16 protein-coding genes are annotated in these 16,795 nt (G+C 74.9%); 11 read left to right on the forward strand and 5 right to left on the reverse strand.

Going from position 1 to position 16,795, the window contains the following annotated elements; all coding sequences use genetic code 11:
• Window positions 1–65 precede the first annotated feature (65 nt).
• Together ABZV78_RS28500 and ABZV78_RS28505 are read left to right on the forward strand one after the other, a co-directional pair.
• Window positions 66–314 (forward strand): WYL domain-containing protein, encoded by a 249-nt coding sequence (locus ABZV78_RS28500; protein ID WP_355643475.1) that lies wholly within the window; start codon window positions 66–68, stop codon window positions 312–314.
• A gap of 98 nt (window positions 315–412) precedes the next feature.
• Window positions 413–784 (forward strand): VOC family protein, encoded by a 372-nt coding sequence (locus tag ABZV78_RS28505; RefSeq protein WP_355643477.1) that lies wholly within the window; start codon window positions 413–415, stop codon window positions 782–784.
• A gap of 137 nt (window positions 785–921) precedes the next feature.
• Here ABZV78_RS28505 and ABZV78_RS28510 read toward each other — a convergent pair whose 3' ends face one another.
• Window positions 922–1,386, reverse strand: a complete 465-nt coding sequence (locus tag ABZV78_RS28510; RefSeq protein WP_355643479.1) for a hypothetical protein — start codon at window positions 1,384–1,386, stop codon at window positions 922–924.
• Window positions 1,387–1,567: 181 nt separating this feature from the next.
• Here ABZV78_RS28510 and ABZV78_RS28515 point away from each other — a divergent pair, with 181 nt between their 5' ends.
• Complete coding sequence (locus ABZV78_RS28515) at window positions 1,568–2,452, forward strand: virginiamycin B lyase (protein ID WP_355643481.1); 885 nt, start codon at window positions 1,568–1,570, stop codon at window positions 2,450–2,452.
• A 79-nt stretch (window positions 2,453–2,531) separates the two neighbouring features.
• Here the strand turns inward: ABZV78_RS28515 and ABZV78_RS28520 are convergent, their stop codons facing one another.
• Window positions 2,532–3,461: an LD-carboxypeptidase gene (locus ABZV78_RS28520; RefSeq protein ID WP_355643483.1), complete on the reverse strand. Its 930-nt coding sequence runs from the start codon at window positions 3,459–3,461 to the stop codon at window positions 2,532–2,534.
• A 65-nt stretch (window positions 3,462–3,526) separates the two neighbouring features.
• Here ABZV78_RS28520 and ABZV78_RS28525 point away from each other — a divergent pair, with 65 nt between their 5' ends.
• Both ABZV78_RS28525 and ABZV78_RS28530 read left to right on the forward strand, forming a co-directional pair.
• Complete coding sequence (locus ABZV78_RS28525; RefSeq protein WP_355643485.1) at window positions 3,527–4,294, forward strand: type 1 glutamine amidotransferase; 768 nt, start codon at window positions 3,527–3,529, stop codon at window positions 4,292–4,294.
• Window position 4,295: 1 nt separating this feature from the next.
• A complete protein-coding gene (locus ABZV78_RS28530; RefSeq protein ID WP_355643486.1) occupies window positions 4,296–7,319 on the forward strand; it encodes a bifunctional [glutamine synthetase] adenylyltransferase/[glutamine synthetase]-adenylyl-L-tyrosine phosphorylase in 3,024 nt (1,007 codons plus the stop codon).
• A 502-nt stretch (window positions 7,320–7,821) separates the two neighbouring features.
• Here ABZV78_RS28530 and ABZV78_RS28535 read toward each other — a convergent pair.
• Window positions 7,822–9,423: a hypothetical protein gene (locus tag ABZV78_RS28535; RefSeq protein ID WP_355643488.1), complete on the reverse strand. Its 1,602-nt coding sequence runs from the start codon at window positions 9,421–9,423 to the stop codon at window positions 7,822–7,824.
• Window positions 9,424–9,468: 45 nt separating this feature from the next.
• On the opposite strand from ABZV78_RS28535, the gene mptB (ABZV78_RS28540) reads away from it, so the two are divergent.
• From mptB (ABZV78_RS28540) to ABZV78_RS28555, 4 genes are all read left to right on the forward strand, one after another.
• Window positions 9,469–10,884 carry a polyprenol phosphomannose-dependent alpha 1,6 mannosyltransferase MptB gene (gene mptB / locus ABZV78_RS28540; protein WP_355643490.1) on the forward strand — a complete coding sequence of 472 codons (1,416 nt, stop codon included), beginning with the start codon at window positions 9,469–9,471 and terminating at the stop codon, window positions 10,882–10,884.
• 12 nt (window positions 10,885–10,896) lie between these two features.
• Window positions 10,897–12,390: a polyprenol phosphomannose-dependent alpha 1,6 mannosyltransferase MptB gene (gene mptB, locus ABZV78_RS28545; protein ID WP_355643492.1), complete on the forward strand. Its 1,494-nt coding sequence runs from the start codon at window positions 10,897–10,899 to the stop codon at window positions 12,388–12,390.
• Window positions 12,391–12,467: 77 nt separating this feature from the next.
• The gene (locus tag ABZV78_RS28550; protein ID WP_355643494.1) at window positions 12,468–12,812 is read left to right on the forward strand and encodes a metalloregulator ArsR/SmtB family transcription factor; all 345 of its coding nucleotides are present in this window, start codon (window positions 12,468–12,470) and stop codon (window positions 12,810–12,812) included.
• Window positions 12,813–12,826: 14 nt separating this feature from the next.
• Complete coding sequence (locus ABZV78_RS28555) at window positions 12,827–13,291, forward strand: SRPBCC domain-containing protein (RefSeq protein ID WP_167364335.1); 465 nt, start codon at window positions 12,827–12,829, stop codon at window positions 13,289–13,291.
• Between the two features lie 82 nt (window positions 13,292–13,373).
• Here ABZV78_RS28555 and glnA read toward each other — a convergent pair whose 3' ends face one another.
• Window positions 13,374–14,798 carry a type I glutamate--ammonia ligase gene (glnA, locus tag ABZV78_RS28560; protein WP_355643496.1) on the reverse strand — a complete coding sequence of 475 codons (1,425 nt, stop codon included), beginning with the start codon at window positions 14,796–14,798 and terminating at the stop codon, window positions 13,374–13,376.
• Window positions 14,799–15,121: 323 nt separating this feature from the next.
• Here glnA and ABZV78_RS28565 point away from each other — a divergent pair, with 323 nt between their 5' ends.
• Window positions 15,122–15,508, forward strand: coding sequence for an RDD family protein (locus ABZV78_RS28565; RefSeq protein ID WP_355643501.1), 387 nt, complete (start codon window positions 15,122–15,124; stop codon window positions 15,506–15,508).
• A gap of 68 nt (window positions 15,509–15,576) precedes the next feature.
• Here the strand turns inward: ABZV78_RS28565 and ABZV78_RS28570 are convergent, their stop codons facing one another.
• Window positions 15,577–16,266 carry a DUF4191 domain-containing protein gene (locus ABZV78_RS28570; protein WP_355643498.1) on the reverse strand — a complete coding sequence of 230 codons (690 nt, stop codon included), beginning with the start codon at window positions 16,264–16,266 and terminating at the stop codon, window positions 15,577–15,579.
• Window positions 16,267–16,480: 214 nt separating this feature from the next.
• Here ABZV78_RS28570 and ABZV78_RS28575 point away from each other — a divergent pair, with 214 nt between their 5' ends.
• Window positions 16,481–16,651 carry a hypothetical protein gene (locus ABZV78_RS28575; RefSeq protein WP_355643500.1) on the forward strand — a complete coding sequence of 57 codons (171 nt, stop codon included), beginning with the start codon at window positions 16,481–16,483 and terminating at the stop codon, window positions 16,649–16,651.
• Window positions 16,652–16,795: the final 144 nt, after the last annotated feature.

Here is a 16,795-nt window from a genome sequence, read left to right on the forward strand (position 1 = left end):
GACGCCGTGGCGGGTGATGGTGGTCGGCGACCTCGACACGATCGCCACCTCGACGCTGCCGCCGCGTGCTCCGCCTGCGATACGCCGACCGCGCCGGCGCGGTGTCCGCGCGGGACGTGGAGCCGCTGGCCTACCTGGGCAACCCGACGCACTGGTACCTGGTGGCCTGGTGCCGGCTGCGCGACGGGCTGCGCTGCTTCCGCACCGACCGGATCGTCTCGGTGCGTCCGCTGGCCGAGCCGGTGACCCGCGAGCTGCGCCCCGAAGAGCTCGACATCCCCGCCGGGCGGGTCCGTCCACTGAGCCTGGTCTGATTTTCCAGGAAACACCGACAGGACGGTGTCGCGGAGGTCGCCGAGGCTGACTCCTGACGACGCCGGCCACCCGGCCGGCGCGAACCGCAGGAGGAAGCATGTCCAGCACGCCCGTGACCTGGTTCGAGATCGGCTCCGACCGTCCCGAGGAGGTCGAGCGCTTCTACGCCGACCTGTTCGGCTGGACCTTCGAGGAGCAGGGCGGCCCGGGGGCGTCGTACCGGCAGACGGCCGCCGGCGGGGAACGGGGGATCGGGGGCGCGATCCGGGCCACCGACGGGACCTCGCCGAACTACGCGATCTTCTACGCGGAGGTCACCGACGTTGCGGAGACCTGCCGGCGGGGCGAGGCGGCCGGGGGGAAGGTGCTGGTGCCACTGCGGACCACGCCGAGCGGCCTGACCTTCGCCCACCTGCTCGACCCGTCGGGCAACCACATCGGCGTCTTCACCCCGCCCGCCGGCGGATGAGCGTTCGGGTGCGTCTGTTGTCGCCACGACGACAACAGACGCACCCGAAGCATCGCGTCAGTGGGTGGCCCCGCCGGAGACCGGAAGCCGGCCGGGAGGGAGGTGCGGCCGGTGCGGAGTCGGCGGGGCCACCCGGGTCAGTTGCCGGACCGGTCGGACCAGCCGCGGTGGCCGTGACGACCCGGGCCCGGGAAGACGCCGGATTCGGCGGCCTTCAGCACCGCGTCGGCCTGCTCCTGGGTGAGCTTGCCGTCCTTGACGGCCTGGTCCAGCCGGTCCTTCAGCGCGGCCTGCCGGTCCTCGGTCGACGGCCGCTCGGGCCGGTCGGCCTGGCGCTGCTCGCGCAGCTTCTCCAGCGCCGCGGTGACCTTGTCGGTCGAGACGCCCAGTTCCTTGGCGAGCGACTCGGCGAATTCGGCCTGCCGGTCGGCCCGTTGCTGCTGTCGATCGGTGCCCTGGTCGGTGCTCGTGCTGGCGCTCGGTGCCGGGCTCGGGCTCTTGTCGTCGGCGAGCGCCACCGTCGGGGCGGCGATCCCGACGCCGAGCACGCCGGCGGCGGCCAGGCCGGCCAGCAGGTGCTTCCTCGACATCCTGCGGATCATGCGATTCTCCTGTTCGGTGGTGGTGCGATGACGTCACCGACAGTGACCGGCGTAGCTGGGTGCAACCCGTGGCGAACCTGTCAGCGCGCTGGCAATCGGGCCGGTGAACCGGGACAAACGAGTTGCGACGGCCGGTGGCGGCCGTGAGGGTGGGCCGGTCACCGACGGAAGGCGAAGCCGCATGACGAACCCCTCCATCCGCGAGATCGAGCTGTCCGAACCAGGCTCGGGGCCGTACGGGATCACCGCCGGCCCGGACGGCGCGCTCTGGCTGACGCTGGCCGGGACGGGCGGCGTCGCCCGGGTCGGGCCGGACGCCGAGGTGCGCACCTACCTCGCGGACCCGGCGGAGAGCCGGCCACTGATCATCACGACCGGCCCGGACGGCGCGCTCTGGTACACCCGCTCCGGCGACCACCGGCTGGGCCGGATCACCGTCGACGGGACGACCAGCTCCGTCGCGCTCCCGCCGGGGACCGCGCCGTGCGGCCTCGCCGTCGGCCCGGACGACGCCCTCTGGTACGCCGGGATGGGCGACGACACGGTCGGCCGGGTCACCGTCGACGGGACGGTCACCACCTTCCCGGTGCCGGCGGCGAAGGGCTTCCCGTCGATGCTGGCCGCCGGGCCGGACGGCGCGCTCTGGCTCACCCTCAACCAGGCGAACGCGATCGCCCGGGTCGCCCTGGACGGTCAGGTGACCCTGCACCCCCTGCCGACGGAGGCCGCGGGACCGGTCGGCATCACGCTGGGCGGCGACGGTGCCCTCTGGTTCGTCGAGATCGCCGCCGGCCAGCTCGGCCGGATCACCCCGGACGGCCGGATCGACGAGTTCCCGCTGCCCGACCGCACCGCCCGCCCGCACGCCATCGTCGCCGACCCGGCCGGCGGCTGCTGGTTCACCGAGTGGGCCGCCAACCGCGTCGGCCACATCGACCAGGCCGGCCACATCAGCGGCCACGACCTGCCCACCCCCGCCTCGGAACCCCACGGCCTGACGGTGACCCCCGACGGCACGGTCTGGATCGCCCTGGAGACCGGCGCCGTCGCCCACCTCACTCTCTAGCCCGGTGATCATGAGGTTGGCGGCAGTCGTGGATCTTCAAACTGCCGCCAACCTCATGATCGACGCGGGAGCCCGGGGGTCAGTGGACGGCGGGGGTGACCGTCAGGGTGCCGGTGGTGGCGTCGAGGACGGCGGGGGTGCCTACCGGGACGGTCAGCTGGTCGGGGCCGTGGCCGATGGGGAGGCCGCCGAGGACGGGGACGCCCAGGTCGCCGAGGCGCTCGGTGAGCACGTCCGTGATCGTGGTGTCCCAGCCGTCGGCGCACTCGGTGAACTGGCCCACCGCAACCCCGGCGATCCCGTCCAGGGCGCCGCAGCGGCGCAGGTGGGTGAGCATCCGGTCGACCTTGTACGGCGGCTCCTGCACCTCCTCGACCAGCAGCACTGCTCCCGTCAGGTCGGGCATGTCCGGGGTGCCGATCGATGCGGTGATCAGGCACAGGTTGCCGCCGAGCAGCCGCCCCTCGGCCCGCCCGGACACCCGGACCGGGTACGTCTCCTCCTCCTTCACCGCCTCGACGGTCACCGGCTCGGTGGTCATCAGCGCGGCGTGCAGCGACTCCGCCGAGCGGGGCGGGGTGCGGTCGTCGCGCCACGCCGCGCCGGGGCCGTGCACGCCGGCCAGCCGGGCGCCCCGCCAGAGCGCGAACTGGAGCGCGGTGATGTCGGAGAAGCCGGCCACCACCTTCGGGTCCCGGCGGACCGCCGCCATGTCGATCAGGTCCACCACCCGCTGCACGCCGTAGCCGCCCCGGGTGCAGATCACCCCGCGGATCTCCGGGTCGGCGAACGCGGTGTTCAGGTCGGCGGCCCGCAGCTCGTCGGCGCCGGCCAGGTAGCCCTGGCGGGCGTACGCGTGCGGCGCGGGCACCGGGCGCAGCCCCCAGCCGGTGAGCAGTTCGATGCCGCGGGCCACCCGCTCCGGGCGGGTCGGCCCGGAGGGCGAGACCAGCATCACCTGGTCGCCGGGGCGCAGGACCGGTGGGCGCAGGCAGTCGTCGGTGGGCACGACGGGAGCCTAGTGCGGCCGAGCCGGACCGGCCGTCGTCGGGCGCACCGGATAGCCTCGACGTCGTGGCGACCGCGCTGGTGATCGAGAACGACCCGACCGACGACCTCCGCCGCCTGGGGGAGTGGCTCACCGAGGGGGGCCTGGACCTGTGGGTCCTGCGCCCGCATGCCGGCGACGAGCTCCCGGCCGACCTCGACGGCTACGTCGCGCTCGTGGTGCTCGGCGGCGAGCAGCAGGCCTACCCGCTGGCCGACGGGAGCCCCGGCGCGCCCTGGTTCCCGGCGCTGGAGGGGCTGCTGCGCAAGGCGGTCCGGCAGCGGATCCCCACCCTCGGGGTCTGCCTCGGCGGGCAGCTGCTCGCCACCGCCCACGCCGGGCAGGTCGAGCGCAGCCCGTCCGGGCCCGAGGTCGGGCCCGCGGTGGTGGGCAAACGGGACGCCGCCGACACCGACCCGCTCTTCCGCTACGTGCCGCTGATGCCCGATGTGCTCCAGTGGCACTCCGACGAGATCACCGAGCTGCCGCGCGGGGCCACGCTGCTGGCCGCGTCGACCCGCTACCCGCACCAGGCGTTCCGCCTCGGCGACCGGGCCTGGGGGCTCCAGTTCCACATCGAGTGCGACACGGCGATGATCGCCGACTGGGCCCGCGACTCCGAGCTGCTGGCCGACTTGGGCTACGACCCGGAGCTGGTGGTAGCCGCCTGCGACCGGGTGATGGCCGACGTGGAGGAGGTCTGGCAGCCGTTCGCCATCCGGTTCGCCGCCCTCGCCCTGGGCGAGCTGGACGACGCCACCACCCGCCCCAGCCTGCCGCTGCTCGGGCACTGAGATGACCCGACCGACCCGGGGGCGGCTGGCCCGCTACGGCTTCGCCGAGGCCGACGGCGGGGCGCGCGCCGCCGACCTGCTCGGTCCGGACGGGCTCGGGTTGTGGCGCACCGAGGAGCAGGAACCCACCGACGAGGCGGCCGGCGAGCTGCTCGCCGCGCTGTCCCGGGCCGCGGACCCCGACCTGGCGCTGCGCCAGCTGCACCGCCTCGTCGAGGCGGAACGGCGGGACGGTGAGAAGCCGGCGGTGCTGGACGCGCTCGCCGCCGACCCGGGGCTGCGCCGCCGCCTGGTCGCGGTCCTCGGCGCCTCCTCGGCGCTCGGCGACCACCTGGTGGCCAACCCCCAGCAGTGGGTCGTGCTGGCCACCGAGCCGGACGGGCTGGCGCCCCGCGCCGACGGCCGGCTCGACCTGGCCGCCGCCGCCCGGCTGACCGCCGCCACCGGGCCGATCCCGTTGCTGCGGCAGGCGTACCGGTTGGCGCTGCTGCGGATCGCGGCGGCCGATCTGACCGGCGGGCGCGGCCTGGAGCAGACCATGGCGGCGCTCTCCGGGCTCGCCGACGCCACCCTGGCCGCCGCCTACGACATCGCCGTCGACGAGCTGCCGGAGGGCGCGCCCCGGCCCCGGCTGGCCGTGGTGGCGATGGGCAAGTGCGGCGGCGACGAGCTCAACTACGTCTCCGACGTGGACGTCATCTTCGTCGCCGCCGGCGACGAGGACCTGGGCGCCGCGACCCAGGTGGCCACCCGGTTGATCCACGTCTGTGGGCTGGTCGCCTGGCCGGTCGACGCCGCGCTGCGGCCCGAGGGCAACCGCGGGCCGCTGGTCCGCACCCTCGCCAGCCACCTGGCCTACTACCGCCGCTGGGCCCGCACCTGGGAGTTCCAGGCGCTGCTCAAGGCCCGGCCCGCGGCGGGCGACCTGGCGCTCGCCCGGGAGTGGATCGACGCGCTCGCACCGCTGGTCTGGACCGCCGCCGAGCGGCCGGAGGCGGTCGAGGACGTCCGGGCGATGCGCCGGAAGATCATCGACAACATCCCGCCGAAGGAGCTGGAACGCGAGATCAAGCGCGGCCCGGGCGGGCTGCGCGACATCGAGTTCGCCGTCCAGCTGCTCCAGCTCGTGCACGGCCGGGGCGACGAGTCGCTGCGGCCGCCGGGCACCATCCCCGCGCTGCGCGCCCTGGTCGCCGGCGGCTACGTCGGCCGCGCCGACGGGGAGGCGCTGCTGCGCGGCTACCGCTTCCTGCGCGGCGTCGAGCACCGCCTCCAGCTTCAGGGGCTGCGCCGCACCCACACTGTGCCGACCGAGCCGGCCGCGCTGCGCTGGCTGGCCGCCGCGCTCGGCTACGCGGCCACCCCGGGCCGCAGCGCCGTCGAGGAGTTCCGCGCCGAGTGGGTCACCCACGCCACCGAGGTACGCCGGCTGCACGCCAAGCTGCTCTACCGGCCGCTGCTGGAGTCGGTGGCCCGGGTACCGGCGGAGGGGCTGCGGCTCACTCCCGAGGCGGCCCGACACCGGCTGGAGATCCTCGGTTTCGCCGACCCGGCCGGGGCGCTGCGCCACCTCCAGGCGCTCACCGGCGGGGTGAGCCGCACCGCCGCCATCCAGCGCACCCTGCTGCCGGTGCTGCTCAGCGAGTTCGCCGACGCGCCCGAGCCGGACCGGGGGCTGCTCAACTACCGGCAGGTCTCCGACAAGCTCGGCAGCACCCCGTGGTACCTGCGGCTGCTGCGCGACTCCGGCCCGGTGGCCCGCCGGCTGGCCCGGGTGCTCTCCTCCTCCCGGTACGCCGCCGACCTGCTGGCCCGCGAGCCGGAGGCGCTGCGCCTGCTGGCCGAGGACACCGAGCTGACCCCGCGCCCGCGCGAGGTGCTCGGCGAGGGCTTCACCGCCGCGGCGGCCCGACACGACGACCCGGTCGAGGCCACCCGCGCCGTCCGCGCGCTGCGCCGCCGCGAGCTGGTCCGGCTCGCCTGCGCCGACGTGCTCAGCCGGGCCGGGGCACTCGCCCCCCTCACCCCACGGACAGCGGCCGGCGGCGGCCGCGTGCCGACCCTGGCGGACGTGAGCGCGGTCGGCGCCGCCCTCTCCGACGTCGCCGACGCCACTCTGGCCGCCGCGCTGCGCACCGCCCGGGCCGCCCAGCCCGGGCCGCCCGGCCTGCGCTTCGCGGTGATCGGCATGGGCCGGCTCGGCGGGTGCGAGTCGAACTACCTCTCCGACGCCGACGTGCTCTTCGTCTACGACCCGCCGCCGGGCGCGGACGAGCGGGCCGCCGGTGCCGCCGCCCACGCCATCGCCGAGGAGCTGCGCCGGCTGCTCTCCGCGCCGGCCCCCGACCCGCCGCTCGGGGTCGACGCCGACCTGCGCCCCGAGGGCCGGCAGGGCCCGCTGGTGCGCAGCCTCGCCGCGTACGCCCAGTACTACGCCCGCTGGTCCAAGGTCTGGGAGGCGCAGGCGCTGCTGCGGGCCCGTTTCGTCTGCGGCGACGCCGACCTGGGCGCCGAGTTCGAGGCGATGATCGACCCGGTGCGGTACCCGGCCGGCGGGCTGACCCGCGAGCAGGTGGTGGAGATCCGCCGGATCAAGGCCCGGGTGGAGACCGAGCGGCTGCCCCGGGGCGCCGACCCGGCCACCCACACCAAGCTGGGGCGGGGCGGGCTCGCCGACGTGGAGTGGGCCGTGCAGCTGCTCCAGCTCCGGCACGCCGGCCGGCTGCCCGCCCTGCGCGGCACGCGGACCCTCGACGCCCTCGCCGCGGCCCGCGACGCCGGCCTGGTGGATCCCGAGGACGCGGCCGAGATGGCGGCCGGGTGGACGCTCGCCGCCCAGGTCCGCAACGCGCTGATGCTGGTCCGCGGCCGGGCCGGTGATCAGCTGCCCCGACACGGGGTGGAGCTGGCCGGCGTGGTGCGGCTGCTCGGCGGGGACGATCCGGGCGAGTTCCTGGACGAGTACCTGCGTGCCGGCCGCCGCTCCCGGGCCGCCATGGAGCGGGTGCTCGACGCCCCGGCCTAACCTGTCAACGTTCGGCCCGCGCGACCTGTCCTGCCGCCGCTCCTGGGCGGCCGCACGTCGTCCTCGGCGTGCCCAACCCGGCTTGTCGCCGTTCCTGGGCCGTTGCACGTCGTGCTCGGCGTGGGCAACCTGGGCGGTCCCCCTTCCTGTGCCGCTGCCCCGCCGGGCGGTCGGCGTGCGCGGAGCGCCTGTGCTCGCGCGGGCCTTTCGAGCTGATGTCTCCAGCGACTCGGCCGTAACGCCCGGGCATGCCAGGCGGCGTGGCCGGCCCGCGGACGTCCCGCTCGCGGGCCAGGACAACTTGGCAGCGGTGAGTCGTCGACGACATCAGCTCGAAAGGTGCTCTCCGGTGCCCGCCGGCTCGTCAGCTTCCTCGTCGGCGCCTACGAACTTGATGACGCAGATGGATCACCCGTGCCGAGCCGGGCGGGGCCGGGCCGGGCCGCGCCGGGTGAGTCGTTCACGTCATCAAGTTCCTAGCGGCTCCCGAGACCAGCCCGGGTCAGCCGCCGAGGGTGTAGGTGCCGGCGCGCGGGACGGTCACGGTCGTCCACTCGCCGGCCGGAGCGACGGTGGCGCCGCCGGTGACGGACAGCCAGCGGTCGTGGCGGACCCGCACCGGCACCGGGCCGGGACCGGGGGCGCGGAAGGTCACCGTGGCGCCGTCCTGGCGGACCAGTTCGCCGGGCGCGCCGACCAGCGGGGTCGGGTCGGCGACCGCGTAGAGCCGCCAGTGCCGGTCCGACCACACCTCGGTGAGGTAGGGCAGGCCGGCCCGGACCAGGTCGGCCTCGGGCCGCCCCACCCAGGACAGCTCGACGTCGGGCACGGCTACGTACTGGACCGCGTTCTCGGCAAGCCAGGCGCGGTAGGTGTCCGCGGTCAGCGGGACGCCGGTGCCGGACGCGCCGGGAACGGTGGTGAAGAAGAGCGGGTTGCGGGCGATGTCGGCCTGGCGCAGCCAGCCCCGCGCCAGCGGCACCGCACCGAGGTGGGCGGCCTCCCAGTAGTTGCGGGTCGGCGGCACCTCCACCCGCCCGGTGAGCCCGCGCCGGTCCAGCTCCGCGCGCAGCGGCGCGAAGTACGCCGGATCGGCGGTGGGGTCGTCGGCGCTCTGCAGGTCGGCGGTGACCAGCGGCGGCTGCCACCAGCAGACCGCCGCCAGCACGGCGGCCAGCGCCACCGCCCCGGCCACCCGCCGCCGCACCGCCGATGGGATCACCGCGCGGCTCGGCAGGCGGTCGGTCAGCCGGCGGGGGAGCGTCGCGGTGGCGGCCAGCACGGGCAGCGCGAACATCACCACCAGTCGGGTGGCGTTCAGGCCGACCGGGGTGTGCAGCAGCGCCGCAGCCAGCACCCCGGCCGCCGAGAGCAGGGCACCAGCCCGCACCGGTCGGTAGGCCACCAGCGCCGCCACCAGCAGGCTGGTCACCACGGCGTGGAGGGCGTCGGCACGGCTGATGTTCATCCAGCCGCCCTCGCCGAAAAGCAGCCCGGTCACCGCGAGGGGCGCGGCGGCGGGCACGGCGAGCAGCAGGCCGTCGGCGTACCGGCGGGTGAGCAGCAGCGCGACGCCGGCCAGGCCGACGAAGAGCCCGGCCACCGGGCTGGCGGCCGAGGCGAGCAGGGCGGCCAGGCCGGCGAGCAGCGCGCGCGACCACCGGGCGCGGCCGGCTGGCGCCGGCAGGGTCAGGGCGAGCAGCGCGGCCAGGCCGAAGGCGACCCCGAGGGCGTACGTCACCCGGCCGGAGACCAGGTTGCCGGCGATGGTGAGCACCCCGAGCAGGCTGCCGAGCAGCGGCCGGGGCACTCGGGTACGCACCAGCAGGGCGGCGAACGCGGTGGCCGAGGCGAGCAGGGTGAGCGCGCCGGTGGGCCGGACCCCGAGCAGGGCCATCAGCGGCGGCGAGACGAGGCTGTAGCCCCACGGGTGGACCCCGCCGTACCAGCGCAGGTCGACCAGGGCGGGCCCGTGTTCGGCGAAGAAGCCGGCCCGGGCCACCTGGGCGGACAGGTCCGAGCCGGTGGCCGGCAGGGTGAGATACAGCACGGCGAGGACCAGCGCGGACGCGGCGGACACCGCCACCACCCGACCGCCCCGCATGCCCACCTCCTGATCGCGACCCACCGTACTGGCAGCATGTCCGGCGTGCCTCACCACCTCTCGCGCTGGATCGGCCTGGCGGGCTCGGTGCTGCTCGCCGTGGCCGCCCACCTCGGCGGCGCGCTGCCGCACGGAGACCTGCGCCCCACCCCGGTCAGCATCTGGCAGGGCCCGAACGGGCCCCTGGTCATCGGTCTCTGGCTGGTCGGCACCGCCCTGCTGGCCTGGGCCTGGTGGTCGCTGCGCGACCGGGCGCCGTCGACCCGCTGGGTGCTCGTCACGGTCGCGCTCTGGCTGCTGCCGATGCTGTTCACCCCGCCGCTGGGCAGCCGGGACGCCTACGCCTACGCCTGCCAGGGTGCCAGCTACTCCGCCGGGATCAACCCCTACGAGCAGGGCGTGTCCGCGCTGCCCTGCCCCTGGCTGGACACCATCTCCTACATCTGGCGGGACACCCCGGCGCCGTACGGACCGCTCTTCGTGGTGCTCTCCGGGGCGGTCGTCTCGGTCGCCGGCTCGCTGGCCGGGAGCGTGGCGCTGTTCCGGCTGCTCGCCGTGGCCGGGCTGGCGCTGACCGCGTGGGCGCTGCCGGTGCTGGCCCGCCGCTGCGGGGTGCCGCCGCAGCGGGCGCTCTGGCTGGCGCTGGCCTGCCCGCTGGTCCCCGTGCACCTGGCCTCCGGGGCACACAACGACGCGCTCATGGTGGGGCTGCTCACCGCCGGGCTGGCCGTCGTGGCGGCCCGGCCGGGCCGGCCGCTGCCGCTGCTCGCCGGTGGGCTGCTTCTCGGCCTGGCCGGGGCCGTCAAGGTCACCGCGCTGGTCGTGGTGCCGTTCGCCGCCCTGGCCGCGATCGTCGGGCCGTACCGGATCCGGGCGCTGGTCCGCGACGGCGCGTGGGTGGTCGGCGCGGCGGTGGCCACCGTGGTCGCCGTGACCCTCGCCGCGGGCCTCAACTTCGGCTTCATCAGCGGCCTGGAACAGGGTGGGCTGGTGGTGGCCTGGACCTCGCCGCCCACCGCGGTCGGGCAGACGGCCGGCTACGTCGCGGCGCTCTTCGGCGCGCACATCGACGCGCTGCCGGTCACCCGCGGGATCGCCGTGGTGGTGCTGTTGGCGGTGCTGGTCTGGCTCTGGTTCCGGGCGCTGCGCCGCGGGGACCCGTTCTGGCACGCCGGCCTGGCGCTGGCCGCGACGGTCGCGCTCTCGCCGCTGTTCCATCCCTGGTACTGGACCTGGCCGCTCGTCGTGCTGGCCGCCACCGCCCGGCGGACCGGCTGGTTCTCGCTGGTCGCGCTGGTGTCGTCGTTCCTCGTGCTGGCCGACGGCACCGGCCTGCCCCGGTGGACCAAGATGCCGGGCGCGCCCCTGATGACGCTGTTGGTGATCGTGGTGGTGGTCCGGTTGGTACGTTCGGCTCGGGCGGCCCGCCGGCCGGTCCCCGCCGAGCGAGGAGCCGACTGAGGAGAGGTGCCGGTGAGCGAGCCCGGCGCGGTGCCCGACGGACCGGTCCGGCCGGTGGCCGCCGCGCTCGCCCGGTACGCCGGACTCGCCGGCGCGGTGCTGCTGACCGTCGCCGGCTGGCTCGGCGGCGCGCTGCCCGACACCCCCGCCGTGACCAGCCTCGGCGACGCCTGGCGGGCCCCGCACGGGCCGGCGGTGCTCGGCTGCTGGCTGGTCGGCACGGCGCTGCTGGTCGGGGCCTGGTGGTCGCTGCGCTGGGGCGCCCCGTCGGGCCGGTGGGCCTACCTGACCGCCGGGCTCTGGCTGCTGCCGCTGCTGGCCGCGCCGCCGCTGGGCAGCCGGGACGTCTACTCGTACGCCTGTCAGGGCTGGTCCTGGACGCACGGGACGGATCCGTACCGGGTCGGGGTGGTGGCCGCCGGCTGCCCGTGGGCGGAGAGCGTGTCGCCGATCTGGCGGGACACCCCGGCGCCGTACGGGCCGTTCTTCGTGCTGCTCGCCGGCCTGGCCGTGCTGCTCGGCGGCGGCCTGGTCGGCGCGATCGCGCTGCTGCGGGTGGTGGCCGTGGCCGGGGTGCTGCTGGCCGCGCTCTGCCTGCCCGGGCTGGCCCGGGCCGCCGGGGTGCCGACCCGGCGGGCGGCCTGGCTGGCGCTGGCCTGCCCGCTGGTCGGGGTGCACCTGGTGGCCGGCGCGCACAACGACGCGGTCGGCCTCGGGCTGCTGCTGTCCGGCCTGCTGGTGCTGGTCCGCCGGCCCGGCCGGCCACGGGCGCTGGTCGTGGCCGGGGTGCTGCTCGGGCTGGCGGTGGCGGTGAAGGCGGTCGCCGTCGTGGTGCTCCCGTTCGCGGCGCTGGCCGCGGTGCCGGGCGGCTACACGTGGCGAGCGCTGCTGCGCGAAGGCGGCTGGCTGGCCGGGGGAGTGCTGGCCACGCTGGTGGTCACCAGCCTGGCCACGGGGCTCGGCCTGGGCTGGGTGCGCGGCCTGGCCCGCAGCGGCGACTCGGAGCAGTGGACCTCGCCGCCGACCGCGGTGGGCCTCGTGGTCGACTACGCGGGCGCCCTGGCCGGGCGGGAGCCGGAGGCCGTGCCGGTGGTCCGGGCCGTCGCGCTGGCCGGGCTCGCGGTGCTGCTGGTGGTGCTCTGGTGGCGGGCCTGGACGGCGCTGCGCCGGCTGGGCGACGCCCGGCAGCGGGCGGCCCGGGTGGCCGCCGCCCGGCCCCGGGTGGCCCTGGCCGGGGCCGGCCTGGCGCTGGCCGCCACCGTGCTGCTCGCCCCGGTCTTCCACCCCTGGTACGCGACCTGGCCCCTCGCGCTGCTCGCGGTGGCGACGGTCGCCGTGGCCCGGACGGTGTGGTTCGTGGCGCCCTGCGCGGTGGCCGCGGTGCTCACCCTGCCGGACGGCAGCAACCTGGCCCGGTTCACCAAGGCGCCCGGAGCGATCCTGATGACCGCGCTGGTGGTGGCAGTGGTGACGGTGGCCGCGGTGCGCGTCCGCCGCATCCGCTGAATTCTCCGAACGGGTTGACGCCGCCCAACCCGGCCTCTATGTTTAACGCGTCCGTTAATTAACGAGGTGGTTAAGAAGTGGCCGAGGATCGACTCAGCGTCATCTTCGCGGCGTTGGCCGACCCGACCCGCCGCGCGATCCTCGCCCGGCTCGCGGAGGGGGACGCCACCGTCTCGGAGCTCGCCGAGCCGTTCGCGATCAGCCTCCCGGCGATCTCCCGGCACCTGAAGGTGCTGGAGCACGCCGGGCTGATCACCCGGAGCCGGAGCGCGCAGTGGCGGTCCAGCAGCCTCAACCCGGAGCCGTTGCGCGAGGCGACGGCCTGGATGGAGCGCTACCGGCGGTTCTGGGACGCCAACTTCGACCGGCTCGACGCGCACCTCCGGCGGATCCAGGCGCAGGCCGAACGGAAAGACCGATGAGAGAGGACAGCAGCATGACCGACACGCAGGCGACCCAGGAACTCGTCATGACCCGGGTCTTCGACGCCCCGCGCGAGCTGGTCTGGCGCGCGTTCACCGACCCGGACCAGTTCGCCGAGTGGTTCGCCCCGGTCGGCTGGTCGGTGCCGCGGGACACCGTCGACATGGACGTCCGGGTCGGCGGCCACCAGCGCTTCGTCATGGTCAACGACGAGGACCCGGCAATGACCTCGCCGGCCGACGGCACCTTTGCCGAGGTGGTGGAGCACGAGCTGCTGGTGGGCTACGAGGAGGCGCACGGCGTGCCGGGCGTGCCCGACGGCACCCGGTTCACGCTGCGGCTGGAGTTCCACGCCGAGCCCGGCGACCGGACCCGGCTGGTGCTGCGCCAGGGCCCGTTCGCGCCGGAGATGCGGTCCGGCGCCGAGCAGGGTTGGGGCAGCTCCTTCACCAAGCTGGACGCGCTGCTCGCCCGCTGAGAGGCGTACGAACCGGCCGGGCCGGCCCCGCTGTCGCGGAGCCGGCCCGGCCGGTGCTGTGGAGCGTGTCGTGTCGAGAAGCTCAGCAGTCGAAGTACATGGCGAACTCGTGCGGGGTCGGGCGCAGGCGCACCGGGTCGACCTCGTTGGCCCGCTTCCACGACACCCAGGTGGAGATCAGGTCCGGCGTGAAGACGCCGCCGTCGAGCAGGTAGTCGTGGTCGGCCTCGAGCGCGTCGAGCACCTCCGGCAGCGAGCCCGGGACCTGCTTGACGTCGCCCCACTCCTCCGGGGGCAGGTCGTAGAGGTCCTTGTCGATCGGAGCCGGCGGCTCGATCTTGTTCTTGATGCCGTCCAGGCCGGCCATCATCATCGCCGAGAAGGCGAGGTACGGGTTGCTGGACGGGTCCGGCACTCGGAACTCGACCCGCTTGGCCTTCGGGTTGTTGCCGGTGACCGGGATCCGGGTGCAGGCGGAGCGGTTGCGCTGCGAGTAGACCAGGTTGACCGGCGCCTCGAAGCCCGGCACCAGGCGACGGTAGGAGTTGACCGTCGGGTTGGTGAAGGCCAGCAGCGACGGCGCGTGGTGCAGCAGGCCGCCGATGTACCAGCGGGCGTTGTCGGAGAGGCCGGCGTAGCCGGTCTCGTCGTAGAACAGCGGCTCGCCGTTCAGCCAGAGGCTCTGGTGGGTGTGCATGCCGGAGCCGTTGTCGCCGAACAGCGGCTTCGGCATGAAGGTGGCGGTCTTGCCGTTCGCCCAGGCCTCGTTCTTCACGATGTACTTGAAGAGCTGGAGCTGGTCGGCCGAGTGCAGCAGGGTGGAGAACTTGTAGTTGATCTCCGACTGGCCGGCGGTGCCGACCTCGTGGTGCGAACGCTCCACGGTGAAGCCGGTGTCGACCAGGCGGCGGACGATGCTGTCGCGCAGGTCGGCGTAGTGGTCGACCGGCGGCACCGGGAAGTAGCCGCCCTTGTACGCGGTCTTGTAGCCGCGGTTGCCGCCCTCCTCCTCCCGGCCGGAGTTCCAGGCGCCCTCGATCGAGTCGATGTAGTAGAACGACTGGTGGGCGGAGGTCTCGTGGCGGATCGAGTCGAAGATGTAGAACTCCGCCTCGGCGCCGAAGTAGGCGGTGTCGGCGATGCCGCTCGCCGCGAGGAACGCCTCGGCCTTCTTCGCCACGTTCCGCGGGTCCCGGGAGTAGGCCTCACGGGTGAATGGGTCGTGGATGAAGAAGTTCAGCGCGAGGGTCTTCTGCGCGCGGAACGGGTCGATGAAGGCGGTCGCGACGTCCGGGAGCAGGAGCATGTCCGACTCGTGGATCGCCTGGAAGCCACGGATCGACGAACCGTCGAACGCGAGGCCGTCGGTGAAGAGCGCGTCGTCGACGGACTCGACCGGCAGGTTGAAGTGCTGCATCACGCCGGGCAGGTCACAGAAACGTACGTCGACGAACTTCACGTCCTCGTTCTTGAGGTATCGCAGGAGTTCCTCGGGATTGGCGAACACACGTCCTCCTGGCAGGTCCACTCCGGTGGCTGGCTACCTGGCGACGCTATGACCGTGGGGTTGCCCGGCCGTGTCTCCTCTGTTTCCGCCGTGTTACGTCCCTCGCGGAGCGTCATTCCGGCCGCTCAGCCGCCTCCGGCTCTCCGTACGGACGATACCCGCCGCGCCGGTCTCGCGCTGATTGATGGCTTTGGTCCTGTTCCCCGCTCCGTGCCGAACCGCCCACCCGGCAGTGACCGGCGTCCCGGCCCGCCGCGGCGCTCCCCGCCCCGGGCCGGCGCCTGGCTACCCTGACCGCTGTGACCGATACCGCCGCCGCGCCGGTGCCGCCCGCCACGGACCCGACCTTCACGCCCCCGAGCCTCGGCCGCCGCTTCGGGGCCCTGGTCATCGACTGGCTGCTCTGCCTGCTGATCGCCAACATCTTCGCCGACCCGGTCCGCGACGGCTGGCCCCCGGTCCTGGTGCTGGTCCTGGAGTACGGCTTCTTCCTCGGCCTCTTCGCCCAGACCCCCGGCATGTACGTCACGCGGATCCGCTGCCTGTCCTGGGCCGATGGCGGCCGGATCGGGCTGGTCCGGGCGCTGCTGCGCGGCGTGCTGCTGGCCCTCGTGGTGCCCGCCCTGATCATGGACGGGCACCGGCGCGGCCTGCACGACCGGCTCACCGGGTCGGTCGTCGCCGACGCCCCCCGCCCCGCCCGCCGCTGATCCCGGGCCCGCACGACGACGAAGGAGCCGGCCCGCGCGGGCCGGCTCCTTCTCGCGTACGACGGGGGTCAGCGACCCCGGGTCTGGCGGAACGCGCCCCGCGGCGGCCGCATGTTCTTCGGGATCGCGCCCTTGGGCATCTGCGGGCGGGCGGTGAGCGCCTTGAGCCGCTTGTCCAGGGCGTTGACGTCCTTGGGGGCGAGGCTGCGGGGCAGCCGCATCAGCGTCATCCGCAGCTTGCGGATCGGCAGCTCATCCTCGCCCTGGCCGATCACGTAGTCGTGCAGCGGGGCCGACCCGATCACCTTGGCCAGCCGGCGCTTCTCCTGGCCGAGCAGGCCGCGCACCCGCTGCGGGTTGCCCTCGGCCAGCAGGATCACGCCCGGCCGGCCGATCACCAGGTGCACCATGTCCATCTGAGTGGTGGAGCTGACCGCCGGGGTGACCCGCCAGTCGCCGCGCATGCTCTCCATGATCTGGGCCGCCGCGCCGGGCTGCCCCTCGGCGGCGTTCATCATCGCCTTGTTGGACCGCAGGTTGAGCACGACCAGGACGGCGAGCAGGGCGAACAGGATGCCGATCGGCAGCCAGATCCAACCCCAGAGGAGCACCGCGACCACGGTGAGCGCGAGCGGGATCAGCACCGCCGCCGCGGTCAGCGGCGCGAACCACCGGTCCTGCTTGGCGGTGAACTGGAACACCATCCCGATCTGCTTCAGCCGCTGGCCGAACGAGACCTTCTCCTGGGGCTTTGCCATGCCACAGAGTCTAGTGGTCGCCGCGCGGCCCGTTGATCCGTGGCCGCCCCTCCGTCGCGCGGCTGAGTACCTTACGGCCCGGTGGGACCGCTGAGGCCCCTGAGTAAGGAGGGGGAGCGGCCGAAGATCAGGCGCCGCACCCATGCCCCGGGGGCACCTTCGCGCGGAAAGTCAGTGTCGACAGCGACAGACACCGCACGACAGGAGAACCGAGATGTTCGGCAACGACGCAGAGCTGCTCCTCAGCATCCACCGCAGCCACGCCTCCGAGCTGCAGGCCGACGCGGCCCGCGACCGGCTCGCCCGGTCCCTGCCCCGCCGCCACCCGCGGGGCTGGCTGGGCCGGCGGCAGCACACCGCCCGCGTCTCCGACGCCCGCCGGTGACCGCCCCGGCGCTGCCGGCGCGCGCGGACGCTGGTCCGGCCGGCACGGGGGCGGGCGTGAAGTCGGCCAGCGGCGCGCCGTGATGGGCGACCGGGACCGACTCGACGCCGGACCGGGCCACGCTGCGGCGGCGCATCTTCGGAT

The sequence above is a fragment of the Micromonospora sp. NPDC004540 genome (assembly GCF_040610095.1).
Taxonomy (GTDB): domain Bacteria; phylum Actinomycetota; class Actinomycetes; order Mycobacteriales; family Micromonosporaceae; genus Micromonospora.